Genomic DNA, 26,197 nt, shown 5'->3' on the forward strand with positions numbered 1-26,197 from the left:
GGCAAGCCTTATTGACAGCAACTTGTCATAAGCTAATTATTATAGCACCTGCTATAAATATTGGAACGACGGTATGTTGCGCGATGAAATGCAGATGGCAAGCGGCTCCACGATGGCCTCGCGGCACGAGCAAGCCATGCGCGATGCGCTGGATGGCCGCAGGACCGGGATACGGGCCTTTCTCCCCTTTTTCGGCCCGGCGGTCATTGCTTCGATCGCCTATATGGACCCCGGCAATTTCGCCACGAATATCCAGGCGGGGGCAGGTTACGGCTATGCACTGCTCTGGGTGCTGCTGGCGGCAAACCTCATTGCCATGCTGTTTCAGGCGCTCTCCGCCAAGCTCGGCATCGTCACCGGCATGAACCTTGCCGAAATGTGCCGCGAGCAATATCCGAAGCCGATGGTCTATGCGATGTGGGCCGTCAGCGAGATCGCGGCCATGGCGACGGATCTGGCCGAATTTCTGGGCGGCGCGATCGGCCTTTCGCTGATCTTCGGCATGCCGCTTCTGGCCGGCATGGTGGTGACGGCCATCATAACCTATCTGATCCTCATCATGGAACAGGGCGGTTTCCGCCGCATGGAAATCCTCATCGGCGCCTTCGTGGCCGTCATCAGCCTCAGCTATCTCATTGAAATGCTGATCGCCCCGGTCGAGTGGGGCAGTGTCGCCCAGGGGCTTACGACACCCAGGCTCCCGGACACCAATGCCCTGATGATTGCCGTCGGCATCGTCGGCGCCACGGTGATGCCGCATGCGGTGTTTCTGCATTCGGGGCTGACGCAGGACCGCATCCGCCCGGCGAACGACCGCGAACGGCGCATGCTGGTCCGTTTTTCGAACAGGGAAGTGGTGATTGCGCTCGCCGCCGCCGGCCTCGTCAACATGGCGATGGTGATCATGGCTGCGGCCGCTTTCCATCTCGGTCATTCGGAAGTCGCCGAGATCGAGACAGCCTATCACACGCTGACGCCGCTTCTCGGCGGTGCCGCGGCCTCGGTCTTCCTCGTGTCGCTGATTGCCTCGGGCGTTTCGTCCTCGGTCGTCGGAACCATGGCGGGGCAGGTGATCATGCAGGGCTTTGTCGGCTTCCGCATTCCGCTTCTGGTGCGCCGTCTCGTCACCATGGTTCCGGCCTTCGCCGTCGTGTTGATGGGTGTGGATTCGACCAAGGCGCTGGTGGTCAGTCAGGTCATCCTGTCGATCGCCCTGCCGATCCCCATGCTGGCGCTGCTGCACTTCACCTCAAAGCGCAGCATCATGGGTGACTATGTGAACGGAATGTCCATTCGTGTGTTGGGCGCGGTCGGTGCGACCGTTGTTCTTTGCCTCAATTTCCTCCTGCTGGCGCAGGTTGCCGGCCTCTTTTGACGAGGCGACGGAGGGTGTGTGCGGGGTTTTTCGCCAAAGGAACGGATTGGACGACACTTCAAACATGGCTTTCCACGCCGCTACCGACAGCATGATCCAGTAAGCCGGGATCTCGACCCAGGGCCGGCCGACGGCCGCACGTTCCTCTGCGCTCATCGGTTTGCGCCCCAGAAGCGCGAAGAGACAATAGCTGCCGATGATATTGGCAATATCGATCCCGAAGAGAACCTGCTCCGCCAGTCCCACGGCGAGCCAGGTGCCGCTGGCGAAGAGCCAGATCGAGCGCAGGATGAAGACCGCAAGCAGCGGATGAGCCAAGGCTGAAAACAGCATGCCGCCGGTCGTCAGGAATAGCGCGATGAGGCCGGCTGCGCCGATCTCCGCGTAAAGCCTCAAGGGCGCGCGGAAATGGACCAGCATGGTCTGCAGCCAGCCCTTGAACCAGCGTGAGCGCTGCGCCCGCCAGACCGGCCATTCCGTCGGTGCATCCTCCAGCGTCGCCAGCCGCAGCACGCCGCAGCGATAGCCCATGCGATGCAGACGAATGCCCAGATCGGCATCTTCGGTGACGTTGAACGGATCCCATGCGCCGGCGGCTTCCAGCGCGGCGCGGCGGAAATGATTGGAGGTGCCGCCCAGTGGCATCGGCAGGCCGAGACGGGCAAGTAGCGGCAGAAGGCTGCGAAACTGGCCGGCATATTCCAGCGCGAACAGCGCTGCGATCCGGCTCGCACCCGCATTGGAAATGGTGAGAGGGGCCTGCAGGCAGCCGAGAGTCTGCGGCCCGGCCAGGAAGCGGGCATGAGCCTCGCGCAATTGCCGCGGATGCGGCCTGTCCTCGGCATCGAAAATGACGACGTAGTCGCCGCGCGCGCCGCAAAGTGCATAATCGAGCGCCTTTGGCTTGGTGCGCGGGCCCTGCGGCGGCACTTCAACGACTTCGTAATGCGCGCTCCTCGCATGTTCGCGCATGGCCGCAATGGTGGCCCGGTCATCCGCCTCGCAGACGATCTTGATGTCGAGCAGCGATTTCGGCCAGTCCAGTCGGTCGAGCGCGGCGATGATCTGCGGCGCCATATGCGCCTCGTGATACGCCGCAACCAGCACCGTATAGACCGGCAGCGGCGCGTCCTGGGGTGCCGCCGGAACGGCGGGCAGCCTGCTGGCCTCCTTCGCCCCGAACCGAAGGGCCGCTGCGCGAAACCCGATGGCCAGCAGATAGATCATGCTCAACCCGATATGCATCAGAAACAGCGCCAGCTCCGGCCAGGCAAGGACCGCGAGCGGAAGGCTGACGGAAAATGCGCCCAGCGCATAGCCCTGCCATCCCGAGACGACCACCCGGGCGCTGAAGGCCGGCGCGTCACCGAAAAGGCGGCAACTGACCGCTTCGATCCGCGCGTGGCTGTTGGCTTGCCAGATGGCGTCGCGGATAGTTTGCGGCGCGGCAACGGCAAGCCCCGTGCGCATATCGGGCGATGACGAAATCCGGTCGCGCAGTGTCAGCGCATGCCGTGCTTCCGGGGCCATCACAAGCATGGCCGGCAGGGAAGGGCGGCTCAGGCGCAGCAGCGGCCCGCCGGCAAGCTGCGTGTCGATCGTCTCGGTCAGAAAGACATTGGCGGGATTGATGGTGTCCAGATAGGGCAGCCCCAGAAACTCGGCCATCGCCTCGTAAAAGATATGCGGATCGAGGACGCCCTCGGCGATCAGCTCGCGCTCGATCGTCGTGCCGTGCTGCCGTGCCTTCAGAAAGGCGGCGACCAGCGCCGGCTTGCCGATCCCCAATGCCAGAAAAAATCGCGCCTCGTCGGGCAAAGGTGGCGTACCGGAGGCGTCCTGATTGGAAAGATCGGCCGTGAAGGCCGGCGGTGTGGCGGAATTATCCAGATTTCCGGAATTGGAATATTCTCCCGCGCACATGACTTTGATAAACCACCTTTGGTATCTATCGAAAATTGATGAAACATAGAGAATTTGAAGCGTATGGTAACGAATGGCAAAGGCGCTGCATCCATGGGAATCATGGGGTTTTTGCTGTTTCTATTGCTGGCTATTCATGTTGATCCGGCAAGGGCGGCGGATAGCCACGGCCCGCTGCTGACCTTTGACAAGCGCGAGCACCGCGCCATGCCGGACATCAGCAACGTGCCGCGCATCCGCTTTCTCACCACGCTCGATTTTCCGCCCTTTGAATTTCTCGATGCCGAAGGCCGGCTTTCCGGCTTCAATGTCGATCTCGCCCGCGAACTGTGCGAGACGCTGGGCGTGACGGCCAAATGTCAGATCCAGGCTCTGCCCTTCGACGAGTTGCAGACGGCGCTGGAAAACCGCGCGGGCGATGCGGTCATTGCCGGCATTTCCGTGACGCCGGACCTGCGGACGAAATTCGATTTCTCCAGGCCCTATCTCCAGCTTTCCGCGCGCTTCCTGTCGATGAAGAAGGCGGCCGGCGAGGCGGTCACGCCGATGAAGCTTGCAGCCGGCAAGGTCGGCGTCGTGAAGGATACGGCGCATCAGGCCATGCTGAAGGCTTATTTTCCGAATCTGAACCCGGTGCTTTACGACGACCGCGCCGCCATGCTGAAGGCGCTGAAGGCGGGCGAGGTGGATACGGTCTTCGGGGAGGGGCTGGCGCTGGCCTTCTGGTCGGCCAGCGGCGAGGCGGACAATTGCTGCGCTTTTCGCGGCGGCCCCTTCTATTCCGGCCACTTTCTCGGCGAGGGCATGACGATCATGACGCGTCCGGACGAGCCCCTGGCCGCCGCTTTCGACCACGGGCTTCTCGAACTCGCCCGAAGCGGCAAGCTCAACGAGCTATTCGTGAAATATTTCCCGCCGGGGCTTTACTGAAGCAATTGCAGCGCACGTGGAAACCGGTCTCGCGTCCGGAATTTGCGCCGGCAAGCGGGCCTTCACATCGCGATGTAACGGTCGCGCCGGTGGTTGATCGCAAGCACCATGTTCAGAACCACGGCCCCGATGATCGAGCAGACGATGATGAAGGGGGTGGCGACGAAGAACGAGAAGAACAGCACGCAGCAATCGAAACCGAGCTGCACCAGACCCGCCTTCCAGCCCAGCTTTTCCTGCAGATAGAGCGCCAGAACGCCGAAGCCTCCGAGGCTGGCGCGATGGCGAAACAGCGCGAGCATCGCCGTTCCGACCAGCAACCCACCGAAAAGGGCGCCCGCCAGCGGATCGATCTGACCGATGGGTATGAGCCGCGGCAGAACGATGGACAGCGCCGATGTCGCCGCCACCGTGGCGAATGTCTTCAGCGTGAAAGCCCATCCGAGACGCGTCCAGGCGAGATAATAGAAGGGCAGATTGACGATGAAGAAGACCACGCCGAAGGAATAGCCGGTGGCATAATGCAGCAGGAAGGCAACGCCCGCCGTGCCGCCGGTCAGCAATCCGGCGGAAGACAGTAGAAGCACACCCAGCGAAGCGAGCATCGCGCCGGAGGCCACCCCTTGGGCATCTTCCAGCAGGGAATGCTTTTCGCTCGTCGATTTCAGATAGTCGGAAAAGGTCTTGCCCGGTGCTGCCGTGGTCATGTGTGGTCCGCTCGTTGTCCGCTCACCGGAGTACGCTGTAGCGGTCGGAGCGGTGGTTCACCATCACGAAGACATTCAATATGACGGCGCCGAGCACGGAAGCAAGAACGATCGCCAGCGGCGCGGCGAGAAAGGCGAGCGCGAGAACGATCGTGTCGAACGCCATCTGCACCTGACCGGCGCGAAAGCGGGTCCGGTCCTGCACATAGACCGCCAGAATGCCGATGCCGCCGAGGCTCGCGCGGTGGCGATAGAGCGCCAGCAGGCCGAAGCCGAGAAGCAGTCCGCCGATGAGAGCCGCCCAGAAGGGATTGATCTCGCCGATCGTCAGGTAGCGGCTCTGCACATCGACCAGCGCCGAGGTGATGGCTACCGCCGCAAAGCTCTTCAGCGTGAAGGCAAGCCCCATGCGCAGGAAGGAGAGGATGTAAAAGGGCAGATTGATGAGAAAGAACAGCAGGCCGAAGGACAGGCCCGAGGCGTAATGCAGAAGGAAGGCCGCACCCGCCATGCCGCTCGTCACCAGATGCGCCTTGCCCATGAAGAAGAGGCCGAGCGAAGCAATCAGCGCCCCGGCCAGAATGCCCTGCGCATCCTCGAAAAGCGAATGACGGTCGGAACGACCGCTGAAATGCGAAAACACATCGGAAATATTCGCCACGCCGCTCTCCAGCAAAAACCAAGCCCATCCTCCCGAGCGTGATTGTCTCAAACGGCGAAAATTTCGCAACGAAAATATGTAAGCATTGCTGACCTATTTCGATGCTGCAACGCAACAAAATTACGCGAGAGCACGCTTTTCGGCAATGAACAGAATTCCGTGAACTGGCGCCCCGCCATCCATGCGGATGACGAGTTTCTCCAAGCCCAGAAGCGCAAAGCCATGGGCGGCGAGCAGCCCCTCGACATAGGCCGGCGAATGGGCGTAGCGCAGCGACGGCTGCAGGCGAAAATCCTCGCCGTCGCCGGTCCAATGTTCGACCGAGAAGGCGAAGTGTCCGTGCTCGGCCAACAAGGATGCGGAAAGCCGGAAAACCGGCGCGAGATCACCCAGATACATCAGCACATCGGCCGCCGCGACCAGATCGGCGCGGCCGGGGACAAGCTCCGGCCCGAACAACCGCGTCTCGCCCGTTCCAAGCGACAGGTCGGCCTGATCGAGATGATCGTAAAGCCGCTTTTCCTCCGCCTTCGCCAGCATGTTGGCGGAGAGGTCATAGCCTTCCAGATGATCGACATGGGCGCGCAACTCGACGCCCATCAGTCCGGTGCCACAGCCGAGGTCGATGGCGCGGGCGTAATGCGCGCGCGCCCTGGCCGCAATCAGCGCAGCGAGCCTGCCCGGCACCTTGTAGTCGAGCTTCTCGACAAGCGCCGTTTCGAACCGATCGGCATAATCATCGAACAGCTGCTCGACATAGGCGACCGGCGGCGTTGCCGGCTGCGCCCGGTCGCCGAGAATGGAGAGCTTGAGGCCTGCGCCGAACACATCGTCCTTGTTGCGTTCGAGAACCTGCCGATAGGCCTCGATGGCGGCGGGTGTGAGCCCCGCCTTCTCGCGATATTCGCCCAGCAGAAACCAGCCGGCACCCCATTGGGGCGTAATTTCCAGCGCCTGCTCCATCAGCTCGGCAGCTGCTTGCATATCGCCGCCGGAGGCCAGCATGCGGGCATAGTCGGCGCGCCGGTCGGCGATGAGGTCGCCGGAGGTGAGGTGCTTGGCAGTCATGTCGGGCATTTCCGGTTGCGTTTGCGCGCAATATTGCCTTTGCGCCGGCGCGATCAAGCGAATTTTACGCAGCCTCTTGCCGCCGCCATGATTCGGACCCTATCTCTGATCTAAACCGCGACAATACGGCATCGGGCCGTCGAACAGGATGAGGACCACATGAGCGAATCCATGAACCGGATGTTGGGCGACAGCCCCGGCCGTCTCATTGTCAAGCTGGTCGTGGTTTCCGTCATTGTCGGCTTCGTGATGCGCTCCTTCGGCTGGTATCCGATGGATATCCTGCACTGGATCCGCGATTTCATCACCAATCTCTGGCGCACCGGTTTCCGTGCCTTCGGCGAAGTGGGCGATTATTTCCTGCTCGGCGCCGTCGTCGTCATCCCCGCCTTCATTATCCTGCGCCTGATGAGCTACCGCCGCTGATGTCTGCCGAAAGTCTTGATCTTCCCCTGCTCACCCGCCGCGCAGCCGTGGCCGGCCTTGGCCTGGCGCTGCTGTCCGGCTGCACGACGGTGACCGTTCTGGAGCCGGAGCCCGGCAATTCCAACGATTATACCAAGACCGTTCTGCCGTTGATCAACAAGCTGCGCGCGTCGAAGAAACTGCCACCTCTGGTCGCCGACAAGGCCGCCATCGCCGCGGCGACCGATCAGGCAAACCGCATGGCAAAGGCCGGCGAAATGAATCATGAGCTGAAATCTGAAGATGATTTCACCTCGCGCATGAAGCGCATGGGCGTACGCCTCCAGGCTGCCGAAAACATTGCCACCGGCCAGGAGACGGCAGAACGTGCCTTCCAGGCCTGGGTCCATTCGCCCAAGCACCTGAAGAACATGCTCGGCCCTTACAAAGGCCTCGGCGTTGCGGTTTCACAAAATAGCGCTTCCGATAACCGTCCCTTCTGGTCCATGGTTCTGTCGAACTGAAGCGATTCCGTCCCGGGAGTCGCGTAATTCTCGACCTACGGCCGGACCTCCGCATGACCCTTGCCCAGCACGACCGCGCCTTCCGCGTCACCCATCGCCTTGTGCTCTCGATTGCCGTGCCGATGACGCTCGGCTTTGTCTCGACGCCGCTTCTCGGGCTGACGGATACGGCGGTCGTCGGCCAGACGGGTGTGGCGGCCGATCTGGCCGGTATCGGCATCGCCGCCGTGCTTTTCGATTTCCTCTTCTCCTTCACCGGCTTTTTCCGCACCGCGACCACGGCGCTCACTGCACAGGCCTTCGGGCGAATGGATCAGGCGGAAGAGCGGGCGGTCTTTTTCCGCGCCGCCGCCAGCAGCCTTGTTGCCGGCTTCCTGCTGCTGGCGCTGGCCTCGCCGATCCTCGCCGCCGGCCTTGCCATTCTCTCGCCCGAACCTGCCGCCGCCACGGTGGCCTCGACCTATTTCGCCATCCGCATCCTGTCCGCGCCCGCGCACCTCATCAACGACTGTCTTCTTGGTTTCGTTCTGGGCCGCGGCAGGGCCGGCGTCGGGCTCTTTCTCCAGACGCTGCTGAACGGGATCAATATCCTGCTATCGATCACGCTCGGCCTGTGGTTCGGCTATGGCGTGTCGGGCGTGGCCTGGGCAACGTTCACGGCAGAAGTCGTCACGGCGCTGGTGGGTCTCGCCTTCGCCTTTTCCGGCTTTCGCCGCGTGGATCTTGGCACCGACTGGCGCACCGTCTTCGCGGTCGAGAAGCTCAAGGCGCTCTTCGCCGTCAACCGCGACATCATGATCCGCACGCTGCTGCTGACGGGCTCATTCCTGATTATGGCGCGCATCGGCGCGGAACTCGGCACCGTGACGCTTGCCGCCAACGGCATCCTCATGAACTTCTTCATGGTCACATCCTTCTTCCTCGACGGCATGGCGGCGGCTGCGGAGCAGATCTGCGGCCGCTCGCTCGGAGCGGGCGATCGGCAGGCTTTCCGCGATGCCGTGCGAATGACGCTCGTCTGGTCCCTTGGGCTTGCTGCACTTCTGGCGGTGGCGATGTTGTTCGGTGGAAACCACGCGATTGCCTTCCTGACCAGCGCTGCGGATGTCCGCGCCGAAGCCGGGCTCTATGTTTTCTGGATGGCGCTGACAGCCTTGACCGGCGCGCTCGCTTTCCAGATGGACGGCGTCTTCATGGGCACGGCGTGGTCGGCGGAGATGCGCAACATGATGATCATCTCGTTTCTGGCCTATCTCGTCGCGATCTTCGTGCTGCCGCACTATTTCGGTAATCACGGCCTCTGGGCAGCCCTCAATCTCTTCCTGCTGATGCGCGGCATCACGCTCGCCGCGATCCTGCCGGGCAAGGCGAGAAAGATGTTCGCTGCGTGAAGCCGGATATTAACCGAGCGGCTGGCTCGCCCAATGGGCGACGCGGCTGTCCCGCAGGTCGCGGATCGAGCCAAGCTTTTCCCGGTCACAGAGGCTCGACAACCCCTTGACGATGCGGGTCGCCAGTTCCGGCCCTTCATAGACCATGCAGGAATAGAGCTGCACCAGATCGGCACCCGCGCGGATTTTTTCCGCCGTCGTTTCGGCCGACTCGACGCCGCCGGCCCCGATCAGAGGCAGGCCTTTGCCGACGCGCTGGCGCATCCTGGCAAGAACCGCGGTGGAAAGCGCAAAGAGCGGCCGGCCGGAAAGCCCGCCGGCCTCGCCGGCCTGGCGCTTGTCGGTCAGACCGTTGCGGCCAATGGTCGTATTCGACACGATCAGCCCGTCGAGCCCGCGCGCGAGCGACACCTCGGCAATGTCATCCAGCCCGCCCTCGCTCATGTCTGGCGCGATCTTCAGGAAGACCGGCACTTTCGCGCCGCCCGCCTTCGCCGCCTCTTCGTCGCGCGCGGCGAGCACGGCTGTCAGAAGCGCATCAAGGCTTTCCCGGTCCTGCAGGTTTCTGAGGCCCGGCGTGTTGGGCGAGGAGACATTGGCGGTGAAATAGCGCGCGACCGAATAGAAGCTGCGAATGCCCGCCACATAATCGGCTATGCGGTCTTCGCTGTCCTTGTTCGCGCCGATATTGACGCCCACCATCAGCGTGTTCGGCAGCCGCTTCAGCCGTTCGAGCGCCGCCGCATGCCCTTCATTATTGAAGCCCATCCGGTTGATGACGGCGCGGTCGGCAACAAGCCGGAAGAGGCGCGGCTTTGGATTGCCCGCCTGCTGGCGCGGCGTCAGCGTGCCAACCTCCGCAAAGCCGAAACCAAGGCGCACCAGCTCCGCCGGCACGTCCGCATTCTTGTCATAGCCCGCCGCCATGCCGAGCGGATTGTCGAAGGTGAGCCCCGCGATCACTTGCCTCAGCCGTGCGTCCGGCGCGACCCGGCAGGCGGGAAGGAGCCCCGTCTTCAGCGCCGTGATGGAAAGCCCATGTGCCGTTTCTGGGTCGAAGCTGAAAAGCGCCTGCTGGCCGATGCGGGAAAGGAAACTCATGCCACGAACTCCGGGAAGACATGCTTGCCATCCGCGCCGACCGGAAGCGGCTTCGCCCAGATGACCGCCGACACCGGCAGGACCCCGTAAAGATGCGGGAAGAGCGCATTGTCGCGCGAAGCCTCGAAGATCAGCGCGTCACCGAGCTTGGCGGTGTCGACGGCGACCAGTGTCAGCCCTTTCTGGCCCGCAAAATAAAGTTCCGCGGTCTTCACCGACTGTGCGGCGGTCGACAGGTGAATGAAGCCGTCGTTGAGATCGATTCCGGCCCCTTCGAAAACACCCTTCTCGTGAGCGGCCTGCCATATTTCGGAGGCGACGATCTTGTAGACTGCTTTTTCCATGACACGCTTCCGCAAGGCTCGGGTTGGTTGAAAACCTCTTGGCGCGAAGCCACCCGCAAAGGCAAGGGGAGATTGACATGACCAGTCGTTTTTTGCTCGCAGGCCTTCTCACGCTCGCGCCGTTCGCAACCTTCGCAGATGATGTGCCGGCAGGCCGCTATCAGCTGCAGCCCGTCGAAGGCGGTGTCGTCAGGCTCGATACGGCAACCGGCGAGATGACGTTGTGCAAGCCCGACGTCGGCAAGCTCGCCTGCGCTCCGACGGCGACGGCCTCGGCCAATACGCCAGCGGCCGCCGATATCGCTGCGCTGAACGCCCGGGTCGATGCGCTGGAACGCCAGGTTGCGGCCGGCAACAAGGCCGGCAACAAGGGACGTGATCTGCCGAGCGATGCCGAGGTCGATCGCAGTCTCTCGATCATGGAGAAATTCATGCGCCGTTTCATGGGCATTGCCAAGGATCTGGATCATCAAAACCAAGAGGGGAATGCTCTTCCGCAAAAGACCTGAACGTGTGTATAATGTTGCTAAAACACGCGGCCCGCCGGGGAGAGAGCGGCGGAGTTGTATGAAAACATGACCCGGGAGGGGTTGGGAATGACGTCGGTGTTGACGATCTTGATTGCGGACGATCATCCGCTGTTTCGCGGCGCGCTGCGGCAGGCTGTGTCCGGCATGCAGCCGGCGCCGCAAATCCTCGAAGCCGGCGACTTCGAAAGTGCCCGCAAGACTGCGTCGGAAAATCTCGACATCGACATGCTGCTGCTCGACCTTTCCATGCCAGGCATGAACGGGCTGACGGGCCTCATGTCGCTACGCGCCGAGTTTCCGGGGCTGGCCATTGTCGTCTGTTCGGCCAGCGAAGACCAGCAGACCATGCGCCGTGTCTTCGAACTCGGGGCCTCCGGCTTCATCCCCAAATCCTCGGGCGCCGATCAGATCCGTGAGGCCGTGCGCGAGGTGGCCGAGGGCGGCATCGCCGAGCCGGAAGGCTACGACCCGCGGGGGGCAGAGACGGACACCGATGTCAGGGATCTCCTGAGCCGGCTGCAGACGCTAACGCCGCAGCAGGTGCGGGTGCTGAACATGCTGTCGGAAGGGCTGCTCAACAAGCAGATCGCCTACGAACTCGGCGTGTCCGAGGCTACCATCAAGGCGCATGTCTCCGCCGTTCTCCTGAAACTCAATGTCGACAGCCGCACCCAGGCTGTCATTCAACTGTCGAAGCTGGGGCAATTGCAGCCGGTCTGACAATTTGCGGCAGCGGAATGGGATTTTATTCCTCGTTCGCTTTACTCACGCGTACGGATTGGCTAAGGTCGCGCAAGGTTTTCGAAAGCCTTGCGGCCATTGGCGTATACGACGCGCGGGCCGCGCGATTATCGAGCGGCATGACCCATGATTTCACACGACGCGATCTGGGGCGCGATCGACGCCCTGGCTGAAAAATACGATCTTTCCGCATCCGGCCTTGCGCGCAAGGCGGGGCTTGATCCCACGTCGTTCAACAAGTCGAAGCGGCTGAGCCCGGACGGGCGTCTGCGCTGGCCCTCCACCGAATCGCTCTCCAAGGTTCTGGAGGCGACCGGTGCGACGCTGGACGAATTCATGGGTCTCCTCAATCCGGGCGGCGGCCCCAATGGCATGCCGATGGGCCAGTTCCCGCCACAGCAATCGGCGATCCCGCTTTTGGGTTTTGCGCAGGCGGGTGCTGGCGGCTTTTTCGACGATGGCGGGTTTCCGGCGGGCCAGGGCTGGGATGTGGTCGATTTTCCGGCTGCACCCGATCGCAAGGCTGGCTGCTATGCGCTGGAAGTGCAGGGCGAAAGCATGATGCCGCTTTACCGCGACGGCGACGTGCTGATCGTCGAGCCGGGCGCACAGGTGCGCCGCGGCGACCGCGTCGTGGTCAAGACCCGCGAGGGCGAGGTCATGGCCAAGGTTCTGCAGCGCCAGACCTCGCGCAATATCGAACTCATGTCGCTCAATCCCGATCACCCGAACCGCTCCTTCGATCTCACCGACATCGAATGGGTGGCGCGGATCATCTGGGCCAGCCAATAGGAAAATTTGCCTTGCGCTTCCTGTTCCTCGCGCTTCTGGTCATTGCCGGCATTCTCGGCGCCGTGATCCTGATGCAGAAGGGGCAGGCCCGTATCGTCGCCGAGACGGCTCCGCCCGCCACGGCCGCTGCGCCGGATAAACCGGGCGGTTCACCCGCCTTGCCCTCGCCGGCGACGCCCCCGCCGATGGAGCGCTTGTCCGGCGATCCTGCTTCGGCCACCGCGCCGGCCTCCTCCAAACCCGCTGCACCACAGGCGAAGACGGAGACACGCGCCGCCGCACCAGAGCAGCCCGCCCCGCCGGCCAACCGAAATCCGGAACCAGCTGCCCCGGCCTTTCAGGTCGTCGCCAAGCCGGCCGTTGTTGCCGCCGGGATTATGGAGACGACGCGCGGCCGTGTGACGCTGAAGGGCATAGTCCCCTTGGAACCTTCGGCGCTGTGCGGCACGGGTGCCGCCGCCTGGCCCTGCGGACAGATTGCCGCCACCCAGTTCCGGCGTTTCCTGCGGGGCCGGTCGCTCAATTGCGATATCTCTGATCCCGCCTGGGAGGGCGCCGTGACGGCCCGCTGCATGCTCGGCAAGGAGGACATCGCGGCGTGGCTGGTTGATCAGGGCTGGGCGCGGGCCGAGCCCGGCTCACCCTATGAAGAGGCGGCCGGCGAAGCACAGGCCGGCGGGCGCGGCATGTTCGGCCCCGATCCCCGGCGGCCCTGAGTTGACCGTTCATGAGCTTGCGCTTGCCGAACGTCGCTGGAAATCTTACACAATCAGCGACATATGAGGGAGCGCGGACCGGCGATCCGCGTTTCGACAGATCGATAAAGAGGACTTGATGGCCAAGAAGATTACCGCACACGAAGCCCTGATCTACGGCATGATCCTGGTTTCCGCCTCCGACAGCAACATGACCGACGCCGAAATGGCGCGCATCGGCCGACTGACCCACTTCCTCCCGGTTTTCAAGGGCTTCAAGGAAGAGGCGCTGATCGACGTGGCGCGAGATTGTTCGGCGCTGCTGCAGCTGCCGGAAGGGCTCGACATCGTTCTGGAAGTCATTCGCGACGCGCTGCCGCACAAGCTTTATGACACGGCCTATGCGCTCTGCGTCGAAATCGCCGCTGCCGATCTCGCGGTTGCGCCGGAGGAGCTGCGGGTTCTCGCTCTCATCCGCGACCGTCTCGGCCTCGACAAGCTGACCTGCGCAGCCATCGAACGCGGCGCGATTGCCCGCTTCCGCACGGCCTGACGGGCGGAAGCGGCCAGCAGGGGGACGCCGATGAAGACGCCGACTGAAACGGCTGGCGATCTCCATCCCTCGGGCCTGGAGCTGTTACCGGCGGCCTTCCGCCGCTGGTTTACGGAAAAGGGCTGGCAGCCGCGTGCGCACCAGCTTTCCTTGCTCGAAAAGGCGCGCGGCGGCAAATCCGTCCTCCTGATCGCCCCAACAGGGGCCGGCAAGACGCTGGCCGGCTTCATTCCGTCGCTAACCGAACTGGCCGAGCGCGGGCGCAAGAAGCCTGGCACCGCGTTTCAGGGCGTCCACACGCTTTATATCTCGCCGCTCAAGGCGCTCGCCGTCGATATCGAGCGTAACCTGATGAAGCCGGTGGGCGAGATGGGGCTGGCCCTCACCATCGAGACCCGCACCGGCGACACGCCGCAAGGCAAGCGCCAGCGCCAGAAATTGAGCCCACCGGATATTCTGCTGACGACGCCCGAGCAGCTGGCGCTGCTGATCGCCAACGGCGAGGCGGAGCGCTTCTTTGGCGACCTGCGCTATGTCGTCTTCGACGAACTGCATTCGCTGGTGACCTCCAAGCGCGGTCATCTCCTGTCGCTCGGCCTTGCGCGGCTGCGCCGTCTTGCGCCGGGCATGCAGGCCATCGGCCTTTCGGCGACGGTTGCCGACCCGCTCGATCTGCGCAAATGGCTGGTCCCGCAGGCAGAGGGCGAAGCGGCGGCGGATATCGTCGTTGCCCCCGGTGGTGCCCGCCCCCTGATCACCATTCTCGAAAGCGAGGACCGCATTCCCTGGTCCGGCCATGTCGCGCGCTACGCGATCCCGGCGGTCTACGAGGAAATCAAGCGCCACAAGACGACGCTGATCTTCGTCAATACTCGCTCGCAGGCCGAGTTGGTCTTTCAGGAGCTCTGGACCGTCAACGACGACAGCCTGCCGATTGCCCTCCATCACGGTTCGCTCGATGCGGGACAGCGCCGCAAGGTGGAAGCGGCCATGGCGGAAAACAAGCTGCGCGCGGTGGTCGCGACCTCGACCCTCGATCTCGGTATCGACTGGGGCGATGTCGATCTTGTCATCCATGTCGGCGCACCGAAAGGGGCAAGCAGGCTGGCCCAGCGCATCGGCCGCGCCAATCACCGCATGGATGAGCCCAGCCGCGCCATTCTGGTCCCCGCAAACCGCTTCGAGGTGCTGGAATGTCAGGCGGCGCTCGATGCCAATTATATCAATGCGCAGGACACGCCGCCGTCCGGCGCTGGCGCGCTCGATGTGCTTGCTCAGCATGTGCTCGGCATGGCCTGTGCCGAACCCTTTTCGGGCGATGCGCTCTATGAAGAAGTGCGCTCGGCGCTGCCCTATGCGGAGCTTCCCCGCGAGACCTTCGACCGTGTGCTCGATTTTGCCGCGACCGGCGGCTATGCGCTGAAAAGCTATGACCGCTACGCCAAGATCCGCCAGCGCCCGGATGGGCTCTGGCGCGTCTCCAACCCGCAAACCGCCCAGCAATACCGGCTGAACATCGGGACCATCGTTGAAAGTCCCATGCTGAATGTGCGCATGGTCAGGAAGAACAAGCTCGGCTCGCTGGGGCCGGGCGGCCCGGTGCTCGGCAAGATCGAGGAATATTTTCTCGAAAGCCTGTCGCAGGGCGATACGTTTCTTTTCAGCGGCAAGGTTCTCCGCTTCGAAGGCATCCGCGAGAACGAGGCGCTGGCGAGCCAGGCGTTTTCGATGGACCCGAAAGTTCCGGCCTATGCCGGTGGCAAGTTTCCGCTCTCGACCTATCTGGCGGAAGGTGTGCGCGGGCTGCTGGCCGATCGCAGCGAATGGCATCGCCTGCCCGATCAGGTGCGCGACTGGCTGGAAATCCAGCGCGAGGTTTCCATCCTGCCGCGCCGCGACCAGATGCTGATCGAGACCTTCCCGCGCGGCTCCCGCTTCTTCATGGTGGCCTATCCGTTTGAAGGGCGGCTGGCGCATCAGACGCTTGGCATGCTGCTCACCCGCCGGCTCGACCGCATGGGCGCCCGCCCGCTGGGCTTCGTCGCGACCGACTATTCGCTCGGCATCTGGGGGCTCGACGACATGGGCGATCTGATTGCCAAACGAAAGCTCGACCTGCAGACGCTCTTCGACGAAGACATGCTGGGTGACGATCTGGAGGCATGGCTGGACGAAAGCTTCCTGCTGAAACGCACATTCCGCAATTGCGCCGTCATTGCCGGCCTGATAGAGCGCCGCCATCCGGGCCAGGAGAAGACGGGCCGGCAGGTGACTGTCTCCGCCGATCTCATCTATGACGTGCTGCGGAGCCACGAGCCGGACCATATTCTGCTGCAGGCGACGCGGCAGGAAGCCGCAGCCGGGCTTTTGGACATTCAGCGCCTTGGCGCTATGCTGAACCGAATCAGGGGGCATATCCTGCATCGTCCGCTCGACCGGGTCTCGCCGCTCGCCGTGCCGGTCCTGCTTGAAATCGGCAAGGAGCCTGTGGCAGGCAATGCCTCGGAAAGCCTGCTGGCGGAAGCGGCCGAAGACCTGATCCGCGATGCAATGCAGGTTTGAGGATTAACGGGAAACGCAATTGGCAAGGCTGGCACTCGCAGGCATGAGGGATGAAGACATTGGCGCGTCGGTGACGAAGGTGGCCGGCGTCGAATTCGTCTGCGACCCCATGGGCGCCCTTTATTGCGAGGCCGACGGGCTGCTCGTCGTCTCCGACCTGCACCTGGAAAAGGGTGCCGCCTTTGCCCGGCGCGGCCAGTTGCTGCCGCCCTATGACACACATGCCACGTTGAAGATCCTCGCCCGGGTCATGGACCGCTACCGTCCGAAACTGGTCGTCTCGCTCGGTGACAATTTCCACGACCGCGTCGGCTCGGCGCTGATGCCGGACGATTGCCGGACGCTGATCGTGGAGATGGCCAAGGGCCGCGACTGGATCTGGATCACCGGCAATCACGATCCCGATGGCGTGAGCGGGCTTCCCGGCACGGTCGCCGAAAGCATGGCCTTTGCCGGTCTCACCTTCCGCCACGAACCGGCCAAGGGTGCGGAAAAGGGTGAGGTCGCCGGCCATCTCCATCCGGCGGCCACGCTGCGCCGCCGCGAAAAATCCGTGCGCCGTCCCTGCTTCGCTACCGATGGCGATCGGCTCATCATGCCCTCCTTCGGCGTCATGACAGGCGGCCTTGATCTTGCTCACGCCGCCTTCCGCGGCCTCTTTGACCGCACACGCCTGATCGCCCACATGATCGGCAAGGATCGCGTCTATCCGGTCAGCTATCAGGGCTTGAAGGGTTAAGCTCAATCCTTGCGGAAGATGACCGATCCAGCCCAGCCGATGGTCAGCGCGATGAGGACGGCGGAGAGGCCGTAGAGGAAGGAATTGCCATAGGCTGCCTCGGTCAGCGACTGCTCGATGCCGGTCTTGACGACGCGCAGCGGCAGCTTCTTTTCCATCAGGAAATCGCCGCTCTTGAACAGATAGGCATGCACCATGTGCACGCCGTTCGGCACGTTGGCCGGCAGCTTGACGGTGGCGCGGAAGAGGCTGGGGCTGACGAAGCGTATGCCGCCGGGGTTCGACTGATAGAGTCCGCTATCGATCATCTGCCGCCGGAACGCCTTGCGGAAATCGTCCAGCACCGCGATGTCGCCGAAATAGTTGGCGGCAAACAGTCGGATATGGTCGATGCCGATATTCAGCGTGCTCAATTCCTGCTGCGATGTGATGTCCTTGATCAGCCGTGTGCTGGTCATCGAATAGGACTGCGGCACGGCGGAAAAGGTCATCTGTTCGGTGTTGATCCAGATGCCGAAAACGCGCGCCTTGCGCCGGATCGTGGTATCGACGCGCGGGCCCTCCAGCGTCACGATGATATCGTACTGGCCGATCTGCTGCAGATAGTCGTCGACATTGGTAAGCGTGCCGAAGATCGTCAGGTCCGCGCCCGTGAAATCGGAGGTAATCGCGATCTCGTTGGTCGACATGCCGATCTCGATGCCTTCCGGCGGGCGCACCTTTTCGGCGGCAACGGCGCCGGTCGACAGCAGCGAAAGCCCCATCACGAGGGCGGACAGCGCGCGCGCGAACGGAAGGCGGCTCATGCGCGGCCTCCGGTCACGATGGAATAGATATCCTTCGGCGTCAGGACGAGATCGACGGCGAGACGAACGCCCACGGCCAGCACGAGAAGGGCCAGCAACGCCCGCAATTGCTCGGCGCGCAGCCGCTGGCCGACGCGCACGCCATACTGCGCGCCGACGACGCCCGCGATCATCAATTGCAGCGCCAGAATGATGTCCACAGAATGGTTCAGCGTCGCCTGGATCATCGTTGTATAGGCCGTCACGAAAACGATCTGGAACAGCGATGTGCCGATCACGACGCCGGTCGGTACGCGCAGGAAATAGATCATGGCCGGCACCATGATGAAGCCACCGCCGATGCCCATGACGGATGTCAGAACCCCGAGCGAAAAGCCCAAAGCGATCACGGGAAGGACGCTGAGATAGATCTTCGATTTCTTGAAACGCACCTTGAAGGGCAGGCGGTGCACCCAATTGTGCTGGCCCGGGCGGTTCAGCGCGACAGCCTTGTTCTTGGCGACGCGGCGGATGGCCCGCAGGCTCTCGATCAGCATCAGCGAGCCCACCGTGCCGAGCAGAAGAACATAGGCCAGCGAAATGAAGAGGTCGAGCAGGCCGAGGCTGCGCAGGATTGCAAAGACGCCGATACCCGCTGTCGAGCCGAGCAGTCCGCTGACAAGCAGCAAAGTGCCAAGCTTCAGGTCCAGCGTTCCGCGCCGGAAATGGCTGATGGCGCCGGAAACGGAAGAGGCGACGACGAGGCAGGCGCCGGTCGCCACCGCGATGCCGGGCGGAACATTGTAGAAGATCAGGAGCGGCGTGATCAGAAATCCGCCGCCGACGCCGAACATGCCGGAGAGAAAGCCCACGGCCGCGCCCATCCCCAGGATGACCAGAATGTTCACCGACATTTCGGCGATGGGCAGGTAGATCGTCACCGACGGGCCTCGGACTGGAACTCGAATTGCGGCTGGATAGGTATCTTTAACCCATGCCTCGTGAATATTTTATTTCTTCCGGATGCGCGGGGATCGGCGCGCATCTCGAAGCCTTTCAACGGTCTGGTATCGCCGGAACTGCGGGCTCAAAACGAATTGACACCCTTGCGCCGGGGGCGAAGGGTGTCAATTCATTCTGCTGCAATTTGGGCAGGGCGCTGCAAATTCACTTACTTGCTGCGGGCGATCAGTTCCTTGACCAGCGCGTCGTTGATTTCGCCTGTCGGCTGCTGGCCGACAGAGGACTGGAACTGCTTGATCGCGGCGACCGTCTTGGCACCCATGACGCCGTCCGGGCGGCCGACATCGAAGCCGTTCTTGTTCAGCATCGCCTGGATGTAGGTGATGGCCTTCTTCATGTCGACGCTGTTGGTCTTCTGGGCCTTGCCGGCCCAGGCGTCCGGGATGATCGTGGCATTTGCCTTGTCATCAGCGGTCGTTGCCTTCCAGCCGTCAACCTCGGCCTTGGCCTTGGTCAGCTGATCGGCGTTGAGAACCTTGCCCACCTCGTCGCGCTTCAGCGCGGCGTCGGTGTCGCCGTCCTTGGCGGCAATGCCGAACCACTTGTAGGACTGCACCAGATCCTGCGCGACGCCGCTGCCCTTGGCATAAAGGATGGCGAGGTTGAACTGGCTGTCGCGAACGCCATGGTTGGCGGCTTCCGTGAACCACTTGGCGGCGGAGGCGAAGTCCGGAGCGCCGAGCGTACCCGTTGCATAGAGCACGGCGAGGTTATGCATGGCGCTGATATTGCCGGCCTTGGCGGCGGCCGTGTAGTGCTCGACGGCCTTGGCGGGATCGATGCTAACGCCGACGCCCTTTTCATAGAGGCTGCCGAGACGATATTCCGCCGGAACGAAACCGAGCGAGGCGGCCTTGTTGTACCAGGCGACCGAAGCTGCCGGATTGGCCGCGACGCCGCGACCGTCGAAAATGCGGTTGCCGATTTCGAAGATGGCAAGTGCATCGCCGCCATTGGCCGCGTCAACCAGAGCCTGCGGCTCGATGCCGGCCGGAACCGTCAGGGCGGTGCCTGCTGCCGGAGCGGCGGTGTTGTTGGCAGCCTGCGGAGCGCTCGCGTCTGCCTTGGTGGCGTCTGCAGCTGCCGGTGCCGTGGTCGCAGCGGCGGCTTCCGGCTTGGCGGTCTGCGCTGCGGCGGACGGTGTGGCGTCCGTTGCCGTGGCTTGAGCAGCCGGTGCGGCGATCACGTCGTTTGCAGCAGGCGTTGCGGTTTTGGCGTCTGCAGCAGCCTTGTCGGCAGCGGCTTTGTCGGATGCCGCGGCGTCTGCAGCAGCCTTGTCAGCGGCAGCCTTATCGGCAGCGGCCTTGTCGGCGCTTGCTGCGTCGGCAGCAGCCTTGTCAGCCGCGGCCTTGTCCGTCGCGGCAGCATCGGTGGCGGGCGTCTGCTGCGTGACCGGGGCGGGATCCTTCGCGGCCGGCGTACCGGAATTGCCGAACATGGTCGTGACCAGCGGCCATGCCATGACGGAGAGAAGCACGAGACCGGTGCCGAGCAGCAGCGGACGTCGGTATTTGCCGATTACGCTTGCCGGGCTTTCGCTGTCCTGGCCGTCATGGTCGGCGGGGTTGAGCTCGGCAGCAGCAGCCTGGGCAGCGCGGCGGGCAACGGCGATATAATCGCTCTTGTCTTCCTCGCGCGTGGCAGCGCCGTCCTTCTTGGCCGACTTGCCGTCCTGTGCCGTGCGGACCTTTTCCAGAATCTGGCGGATGTCCGGCGCGCCCGAACCTGGCTCGAGCAGCTGGTTGGCAAGATCCGGGCTGATGTCGTCGGCGGCGTCGATGGCCGGGGCCGCTTCGAGCGCCCGGCGCGGCTCTTCCGCTTTCTGGTCCTGCGCATTGGGACGGAAGCGCTTGCCGATCGATGACAGGATGCTTTTGAGCGGCTTCTCGTTTTCGCGCGCCGTGGTGTTTTCAAACATGATGTCGTCGTCGAACAGGTCGTCGTCGAAATCGCTGCTGAACATCTCCGCGTCGGCGCCCGTGCCGGTGCGCAGGCGCGGGCGGCTGGCGGCTGCTGCCTTCGTGGCAACGGCCGCAGGGGCTGCTTCGCCGGACGCGCCCAGCTTGTCGAGGCGGTCGGCGATCTGCACCAGTGTCTGCTGCAATGTCTCGAAGGTCTGCTGGTTGCGCGCCTCGCCGGACCGCGTCAGCTCCTCAAGCGCATGAAGATCGGCGGCAAGATCGGAGATCGTCGACAGGTCGCTCTGCGAAACGCTTTCGCTGCTTCCCTTGCCGGCAAAATTGCGGACATAGGCTTCCAGCGCGGTTTCGGCAGCCTGACGGGCCGCCTCGACGATGTATTCGTCGTTCGTCGACATGTAGTCTTCGAGCGCCGACATGCGGCTGGTCATGGTCACCGCATTGAGGTCTTCGGCAACGCGCGGTTCACTCAGCAGCTTGGTCAGCGTGGCGATCTGCTCTTCCAGTGCGCCGAGATCGGCGGCCGGATTGCCCTTGGCGTCGACATTGCTGTCGATGCGGGCAGCGATGTCGTTCATGCGCTCTTCGAGCCAGGTCAGGATTTCCTCGCTCAGGCCGCCCGTCGCGCCGGCGATGTTCAGGCTGTCGATGCGCTGCACCAGATCGTCGAAGCGGTTGATCAGCTCGCTGCTCACCGCGCCGCGCGCCATGTCGTCGATCTTGCGTGAAATATCGGAGACGATCGCGGTCAGGTCTTCGCCTGCCGGTGCGGCACTCCCCTGGGCGAGAAGTGCGGCCAGTTCGTCGAAGCGGCGGTCGAGATGTTCCGTCGCCTGCAGCTTGGCAAGCTCTTCCATCCGGGTCGCGAGACCTTCGATGCGCTCGGCGACGAGATTGTCGCGCGGCTGCAGGTTGACTGCGTCGATCTCCTGGATGAGACGTGCGACGCGCGCTTCCAGCGAGCCGAGACCGGCATCGCCGGAGAGTTCGGCCGTGGCCTGGGCATTGGCTTCGATGGCAGCCACGACGTCGGCAAGCCGCTCGTCCAGCGCATGCATCTGGCTGTTGACGTCGCGGTCGGCGTTCGACATCTGCGACACGAGCATTTCGATCGCGTCGGCAAGGCTGCCGATCTTGCTGTCGAGATTGTGATTGTGGGCGCGCTTGTCCGCCTCGGCCATTTCCTGGCGCAGCGCTTCGAAGTGTTCGACGATGACGGCCAGATCGTCCTGACGCGCCATCCCGCCGACCATGGCGCGGATGGAATCGAGCTCGCCGCGCACACTGTTGGCGACAGCGTTCTCCGTGGCTTCGCCGAGATATTCCATGCCTTCGGCAAGCCGCTGCAGGTCTGCATAGAGATCCTGCGGATAACCGTTTTCGGCCACCGCCGTCCCGATTTCCTTGATCTCGCTGCGCAGATTGGCGATTTCCTGGGCGAAGCTGGCAGCCAGATCCTGTTTCAGGTCGTGGCGCAGCTTGGCAAGCGCCTCGGAAATGTCCACCGTCGCATGCTCGGCAGACGGCTGGCGATAGTCGCTTGCACGGTAGTCGCTGGGGCGGATGTCTGCGGCGCGGGGGGCGCTGATGCCTGCCGAGACCGGAGCGGCCGGGGAGCGCAGGCGCTCGCGGATCTGGTCGGCCAGCGACAGATTGGCGGCCGCCGGCGGTGGCGGCCGGTTGCGCGACAGAAGCTTCTGCCGGTCGAGGATTTCCGAAATCTGAGTGGAACGCGCCAGCCGGCCAGCGTCCTCAGGCCGCGGAGCGCGAAGCAGCGAAGCCCGCGCTTCTTCAACGCGGCTTGGGGCCGTCTCCGTCAAAGATGCTGCCGGCGCGCTCGCGGTCCGGTCTCCCTGACGAGGCGTATCGGATTTTGATCTGTTCATCATTCCACTCGCTTCAATTGCGTCTGGCGTTGATCCATTTCGGGTGCGGAAGTCTCCCCGCTCTGCCCGTCATGGCGAAAACTGCGAATGTTCCCGGCTACGAAAGACCTTGAAAAATCCCGGATCGGCGCAAATCACCTGCGTGTGATGATTACATTTGATGAGGCCGCGTTAACAGCCCGTTCACCGATGTCCAAAGATTAAAATCTCATTTCGCGCAGAATCACCCTTGATACTTCGTTAACCATTTGCCGTGACGAGACTTGCGGCAAGCTGGAGCCGCAAAATTTTCGTGCCTCCCGAATTTTGACGTTTACGCAAACGTCAAAATTTTGTATGAGAGAGGCAACGAAGACCAATGGAAGGCGAGGAGACTGCCATGCCCGTGTTCAAAGCCCCCGTACAAGACACCCTGTTCGTGCTCAACGATGTCCTCGGCATCGAGCGTCACGCCAATATGCCCGGTTTTGCCGATGTCGGTCCCGACCTTCTGGAGGCTATCACGGCCGAAGCTGCGAAGGTGGCAGAAGAGGTCATGTTCCCGATCAATCTGTCCGGCGACCAGGAAGGATGCGTTCGCAACGATGACGCCAGTGTGAAGGCGCCGAAGGGCTTCAAGGAAGCCTTCGACCAGTATTGTCAGGGCGGCTGGCTGGGTCTTTCCATGCCGGAAGAATTCGGCGGGCAGGGCCTTCCCTATGTCTTGCACAGCGCCGTTTCCGAATATCTCATCTCCGCCAACATGGCGCTGATGATGTATCCGGGCCTCACGCAGGGCGCGATCGCCGCCATCCTTGAGCATGGCTCGGATGCGCAGAAGCAGACCTATGTCCCGAACATGATCGCCGGCACCTGGACCGGCACGATGAACCTCACCGAGCCCCATTGCGGCACGGACCTCGGCCTGCTGCGCACCAAGGCAGTCCCTCAGGGAGACGGCTCCTACAAGATTTCCGGCCAGAAGATCTTCATCTCCGCCGGCGAACACGACATGTCGGAGAACATCATCCATCTGGTTCTCGCCCGCATCGAGGGCGCGCCGGAAGGCACGAAGGGCATTTCGCTCTTCATCGTGCCGAAGTTCATGGTCAAGGAAGACGGCTCGCTCGGCGCCCGCAACGGTGTCGCCTGCGGCGCGCTCGAACACAAGATGGGCATCCATGGTAACGCCACCTGTGTCATGAACTACGATGACGCCACCGGCTACCTCATCGGTGCGGAGAACAAGGGCCTCGCCGCCATGTTCGTCATGATGAACGAAGCCCGCCTCGGCGTCGGTCTTCAGGGCCTGTCGATGGGCGAGATCGCCTATCAGAACGCCGCGCAATATGCCCGCGATCGCATCCAGGGCCGTTCGCTTTCCGGCCCGAAGGCGCCGAACCTCAAGGCCGACCCGATCATCGTGCATCCGGACATCCGCCGTGCGCTGATGACCATGCGTGCCTTCAACGAAGGCGGCCGCGCCTTCGCGCTCTGGACCGCGCTGCAGTCCGACATCGCGCATCGTTCTGACGATGCCAATGCCCGTGAAACCGCCGCTGACCTCCTGGGTTTGATGACGCCGATCCTCAAGGGCGTGATGACCGACAAGGGCTTCGACCATGCCGTCATGGCGCAGCAGGTCTATGGTGGCCACGGCTATATCGAAGAATGGGGCATGAGCCAGTATGTCCGCGATGCCCGCATCGCCATGATCTATGAAGGCGCCAACGGCATTCAGGCACTCGACCTCGTCGGTCGCAAGCTGCCGGCGAATGGTGGCCGCGCCGTCATGGCGCTCTTCAACGAGGTCGGCGCCTTCTGCGAGGAAAACCGTTCGAACGAAGCGCTCTCCGGCTTCACCAAGGCGCTGAAGAAGGGTCTCAACGACCTGCAGGCTTCCACCATGTGGTTCATGCAGAACGCCATGGCCAAGCCCGACAATGCCGGCGCCGGCTCCTATGACTACATGCACATGTTCGGCATCGTCGTCATCGGCTACATGTGGGCCAAGATGGCAAAGGTCGCCCAGGATGAACTCGCCGCTGGCAATTCTTCGCGCGAAGACTACCTTAAGAACAAGCTGATCACGGCGCGCTTCTACATGGACAAGGTCATGCCGGAAACGGCGCTGCGCAAGACCCGCATCGAGACCGGCGCAGACACGATGATGGAACTGGCCGCCGAGGCGTTCTGAGTTCTGATCAACGAAATGAAAGGCCCTTGAAGACAAGGGCCTTTCCGCATGTCGAGGAATGGCGGCGCACCCGCCAGCACATTTTTTTCGCATTTCCCAACGGAAAACCGCTTCGCACTTTTTCCTGGAAATGCACAAAGGGAGAAGACATCATGACCGAAGCCTTTATCTATGACACCGTGCGCACGCCGCGCGGTCGCGGCAAGAAGGACGGCGCGCTGCACGAAGTGCCGACCCCCCGTCTCGCCGCGCTGACGCTGGAAGCCATCCGCGACCGCAACGGGCTGGACACCTCCACCGTCGATGACATCATCTTCGGCTGCGTTGATCCGGTCATGGAAGCCGGCGCGGTCATCCCGCGTTCCGCCGCCTTTGAAGCGGGCTATGATTTCAAGGCGCCGGGTGTGCAGATCTCGCGCTTCTGCGCCTCCGGCCTCGATGCCGTGAACCTCGCGGCTTCCAAGATCGCCTTCGGCGCTGACGACATCGTCATCGCCGGCGGTGTTGAATCCATGTCGCGCGTCGGCATGGGCATGGCCGGCGGTTCCTGGCCGGTTGATCCCTCCGTTGCCTTCCCCGGCTATTTCATGCCGCAGGGCGTCTCGGCCGACCTCATCGCCACCAAATATGGCTTCTCCCGCGAAGACGTCGACGCCTATGCCGTCGAGAGCCAGAAGCGTGCCGCCAATTCCTGGGAAAAGGGCTATTTCGACAAGTCCGTGATCGCCGTGAAGGACATCAACGGCCTGACCATCCTCGCCAAGGACGAGCATATGCGTCCCGACACGACGATGCAGTCGCTCGGCTCGCTGAACCCGTCCTTCCAGATGCCGGGCGAGATGGGCGGCTTTGAAGCCGTCGGACTGCACGCGCATCCGGATGTCGAGCGCATCAATTATGTCCACCATGCCGGCAACTCTTCCGGTATCGTCGATGGCGCTGCCGCCGTGCTGCTCGGCTCCAAGGCCGGCGGCGAGGCCATGGGCCTCAAGCCCCGCGCCCGCATCCGCGCCTTCGCCAATATCGGCTCCGAACCCGCCCTCATGCTGACCGGCCCGGTCGACGTCACCGAAAAGCTGCTGAAGCGCGCCGGCATGACGATCGGCGATATTGATCTGTTCGAACTGAACGAAGCCTTCGCCGCCGTCGTCCTGCGCTACATGCAGGCCTTCGACATTTCGCATGACAAGATCAACGTCACGGGCGGCGCCATCGCGCTCGGCCATCCGCTGGGCGCCACCGGCGCGATGATCCTCGGTCAGGCGCTGGACGAATTGGAACGCCGCGATCTGAACACCGCGCTCGTCACGCTCTGCATCGGCGCCGGCATGGGCACGGCCACGATCATCGAGAGAGTGTAAAATGGA

At 63.1% G+C, this 26,197-nt stretch carries 22 protein-coding genes and 1 pseudogene; 14 read left to right on the forward strand and 9 right to left on the reverse strand.

Annotation, left to right across the window (positions count from 1 at the left end):
• Positions 1-73: 73 nt before the first annotated feature.
• Positions 74-1,375 carry an Nramp family divalent metal transporter gene (locus LQK83_RS18830; RefSeq protein WP_230838938.1) on the forward strand — a complete coding sequence of 434 codons (1,302 nt, stop codon included), beginning with the start codon at positions 74-76 and terminating at the stop codon, positions 1,373-1,375.
• Positions 1,376-1,663: 288 nt separating this feature from the next.
• Here the strand turns inward: LQK83_RS18830 and LQK83_RS21785 are convergent.
• Positions 1,664-3,298 (reverse strand): annotated as a pseudogene (locus LQK83_RS21785) (glycosyltransferase family 2 protein); the annotation flags it as partial.
• Positions 3,299-3,400: 102 nt separating this feature from the next.
• Here LQK83_RS21785 and LQK83_RS18840 point away from each other — a divergent pair.
• A complete protein-coding gene (locus tag LQK83_RS18840; RefSeq protein WP_230838939.1) occupies positions 3,401-4,228 on the forward strand; it encodes a transporter substrate-binding domain-containing protein in 828 nt (275 codons plus the stop codon).
• A 62-nt stretch (positions 4,229-4,290) separates the two neighbouring features.
• On the opposite strand, the gene LQK83_RS18845 is transcribed toward LQK83_RS18840, so the two are convergent.
• From LQK83_RS18845 to LQK83_RS18855, 3 genes are all read right to left on the reverse strand, one after another.
• Positions 4,291-4,935, reverse strand: a complete 645-nt coding sequence (locus LQK83_RS18845; RefSeq protein ID WP_230838940.1) for a YitT family protein — start codon at positions 4,933-4,935, stop codon at positions 4,291-4,293.
• 22 nt (positions 4,936-4,957) lie between these two features.
• Positions 4,958-5,596 carry a YitT family protein gene (locus tag LQK83_RS18850; RefSeq protein WP_230838941.1) on the reverse strand — a complete coding sequence of 213 codons (639 nt, stop codon included), beginning with the start codon at positions 5,594-5,596 and terminating at the stop codon, positions 4,958-4,960.
• A 120-nt stretch (positions 5,597-5,716) separates the two neighbouring features.
• Complete coding sequence (locus tag LQK83_RS18855) at positions 5,717-6,664, reverse strand: methyltransferase domain-containing protein (protein ID WP_230838942.1); 948 nt, start codon at positions 6,662-6,664, stop codon at positions 5,717-5,719.
• A gap of 159 nt (positions 6,665-6,823) precedes the next feature.
• Between LQK83_RS18855 and LQK83_RS18860 the strand changes: the two genes are divergently transcribed.
• The 3 genes from LQK83_RS18860 to LQK83_RS18870 are packed head-to-tail and all read left to right on the forward strand — an operon-like array spanning position 6,824 to position 8,984.
• Positions 6,824-7,090, forward strand: a complete 267-nt coding sequence (locus LQK83_RS18860) for a DUF6460 domain-containing protein (protein ID WP_230838943.1) — start codon at positions 6,824-6,826, stop codon at positions 7,088-7,090.
• Positions 7,090-7,593: a CAP domain-containing protein gene (locus LQK83_RS18865; protein WP_230838944.1), complete on the forward strand. Its 504-nt coding sequence runs from the start codon at positions 7,090-7,092 to the stop codon at positions 7,591-7,593. Before LQK83_RS18860 ends, LQK83_RS18865 begins: the two co-directional genes overlap by 1 nt.
• A 53-nt stretch (positions 7,594-7,646) precedes the next feature.
• Complete coding sequence (locus LQK83_RS18870) at positions 7,647-8,984, forward strand: MATE family efflux transporter (protein WP_230838945.1); 1,338 nt, start codon at positions 7,647-7,649, stop codon at positions 8,982-8,984.
• Positions 8,985-8,993: 9 nt separating this feature from the next.
• Here LQK83_RS18870 and LQK83_RS18875 read toward each other — a convergent pair whose 3' ends face one another.
• Positions 8,994-10,145, reverse strand: coding sequence for a quinone-dependent dihydroorotate dehydrogenase (locus LQK83_RS18875; protein ID WP_442966797.1), 1,152 nt, complete (start codon positions 10,143-10,145; stop codon positions 8,994-8,996).
• A complete protein-coding gene (locus LQK83_RS18880; RefSeq protein WP_230838947.1) occupies positions 10,082-10,429 on the reverse strand; it encodes a DUF952 domain-containing protein in 348 nt (115 codons plus the stop codon). Before LQK83_RS18880 ends, LQK83_RS18875 begins: the two co-directional genes overlap by 64 nt.
• 77 nt (positions 10,430-10,506) lie before the next feature.
• On the opposite strand from LQK83_RS18880, the gene LQK83_RS18885 reads away from it, so the two are divergent.
• From LQK83_RS18885 to pdeM, 7 genes are all read left to right on the forward strand, one after another.
• Positions 10,507-10,938, forward strand: coding sequence for a hypothetical protein (locus tag LQK83_RS18885; RefSeq protein WP_230838948.1), 432 nt, complete (start codon positions 10,507-10,509; stop codon positions 10,936-10,938).
• Positions 10,939-11,025: 87 nt separating this feature from the next.
• Positions 11,026-11,679, forward strand: a complete 654-nt coding sequence (locus tag LQK83_RS18890; protein WP_230838949.1) for a response regulator — start codon at positions 11,026-11,028, stop codon at positions 11,677-11,679.
• Positions 11,680-11,826: 147 nt separating this feature from the next.
• Positions 11,827-12,492, forward strand: a complete 666-nt coding sequence (locus LQK83_RS18895) for a S24 family peptidase (RefSeq protein WP_230838950.1) — start codon at positions 11,827-11,829, stop codon at positions 12,490-12,492.
• An 11-nt stretch (positions 12,493-12,503) separates the two neighbouring features.
• The gene (locus LQK83_RS18900) at positions 12,504-13,208 is read left to right on the forward strand and encodes a thermonuclease family protein (protein ID WP_230838951.1); all 705 of its coding nucleotides are present in this window, start codon (positions 12,504-12,506) and stop codon (positions 13,206-13,208) included.
• Positions 13,209-13,326: 118 nt separating this feature from the next.
• Positions 13,327-13,740, forward strand: a complete 414-nt coding sequence (locus tag LQK83_RS18905) for a tellurite resistance TerB family protein (protein ID WP_230838952.1) — start codon at positions 13,327-13,329, stop codon at positions 13,738-13,740.
• A gap of 30 nt (positions 13,741-13,770) precedes the next feature.
• A complete protein-coding gene (locus LQK83_RS18910; RefSeq protein ID WP_230838953.1) occupies positions 13,771-16,302 on the forward strand; it encodes a ligase-associated DNA damage response DEXH box helicase in 2,532 nt (843 codons plus the stop codon).
• Between the two features lie 43 nt (positions 16,303-16,345).
• Positions 16,346-17,041 carry a ligase-associated DNA damage response endonuclease PdeM gene (gene pdeM / locus LQK83_RS18915; protein ID WP_230838970.1) on the forward strand — a complete coding sequence of 232 codons (696 nt, stop codon included), beginning with the start codon at positions 16,346-16,348 and terminating at the stop codon, positions 17,039-17,041.
• Between the two features lie 2 nt (positions 17,042-17,043).
• On the opposite strand, the gene LQK83_RS18920 is transcribed toward pdeM, so the two are convergent.
• From LQK83_RS18920 to LQK83_RS18930, 3 genes are all read right to left on the reverse strand, one after another.
• Positions 17,044-17,847 (reverse strand): TIGR02186 family protein, encoded by an 804-nt coding sequence (locus tag LQK83_RS18920; RefSeq protein WP_269065742.1) that lies wholly within the window; start codon positions 17,845-17,847, stop codon positions 17,044-17,046.
• Positions 17,844-18,767, reverse strand: coding sequence for a sulfite exporter TauE/SafE family protein (locus tag LQK83_RS18925; RefSeq protein ID WP_230838954.1), 924 nt, complete (start codon positions 18,765-18,767; stop codon positions 17,844-17,846). Before LQK83_RS18925 ends, LQK83_RS18920 begins: the two co-directional genes overlap by 4 nt.
• Before the next feature lie 230 nt (positions 18,768-18,997).
• Positions 18,998-22,588 (reverse strand): peptidoglycan-binding protein, encoded by a 3,591-nt coding sequence (locus tag LQK83_RS18930; RefSeq protein ID WP_230838955.1) that lies wholly within the window; start codon positions 22,586-22,588, stop codon positions 18,998-19,000.
• 445 nt (positions 22,589-23,033) lie between these two features.
• Between LQK83_RS18930 and LQK83_RS18935 the strand changes: the two genes are divergently transcribed.
• Both LQK83_RS18935 and LQK83_RS18940 read left to right on the forward strand, forming a co-directional pair.
• Entirely contained in the window at positions 23,034-24,830 is a 1,797-nt protein-coding gene (locus LQK83_RS18935; protein WP_230838956.1) for an acyl-CoA dehydrogenase C-terminal domain-containing protein, read from the forward strand.
• 152 nt (positions 24,831-24,982) lie between these two features.
• A complete protein-coding gene (locus LQK83_RS18940; RefSeq protein WP_230838957.1) occupies positions 24,983-26,191 on the forward strand; it encodes an acetyl-CoA C-acetyltransferase in 1,209 nt (402 codons plus the stop codon).
• Positions 26,192-26,197 lie beyond the last annotated feature (6 nt).

It is taken from the genome of Rhizobium sp. C1 (genome assembly GCF_021026335.1).
GTDB lineage: Bacteria > Pseudomonadota > Alphaproteobacteria > Rhizobiales > Rhizobiaceae > Ensifer_A.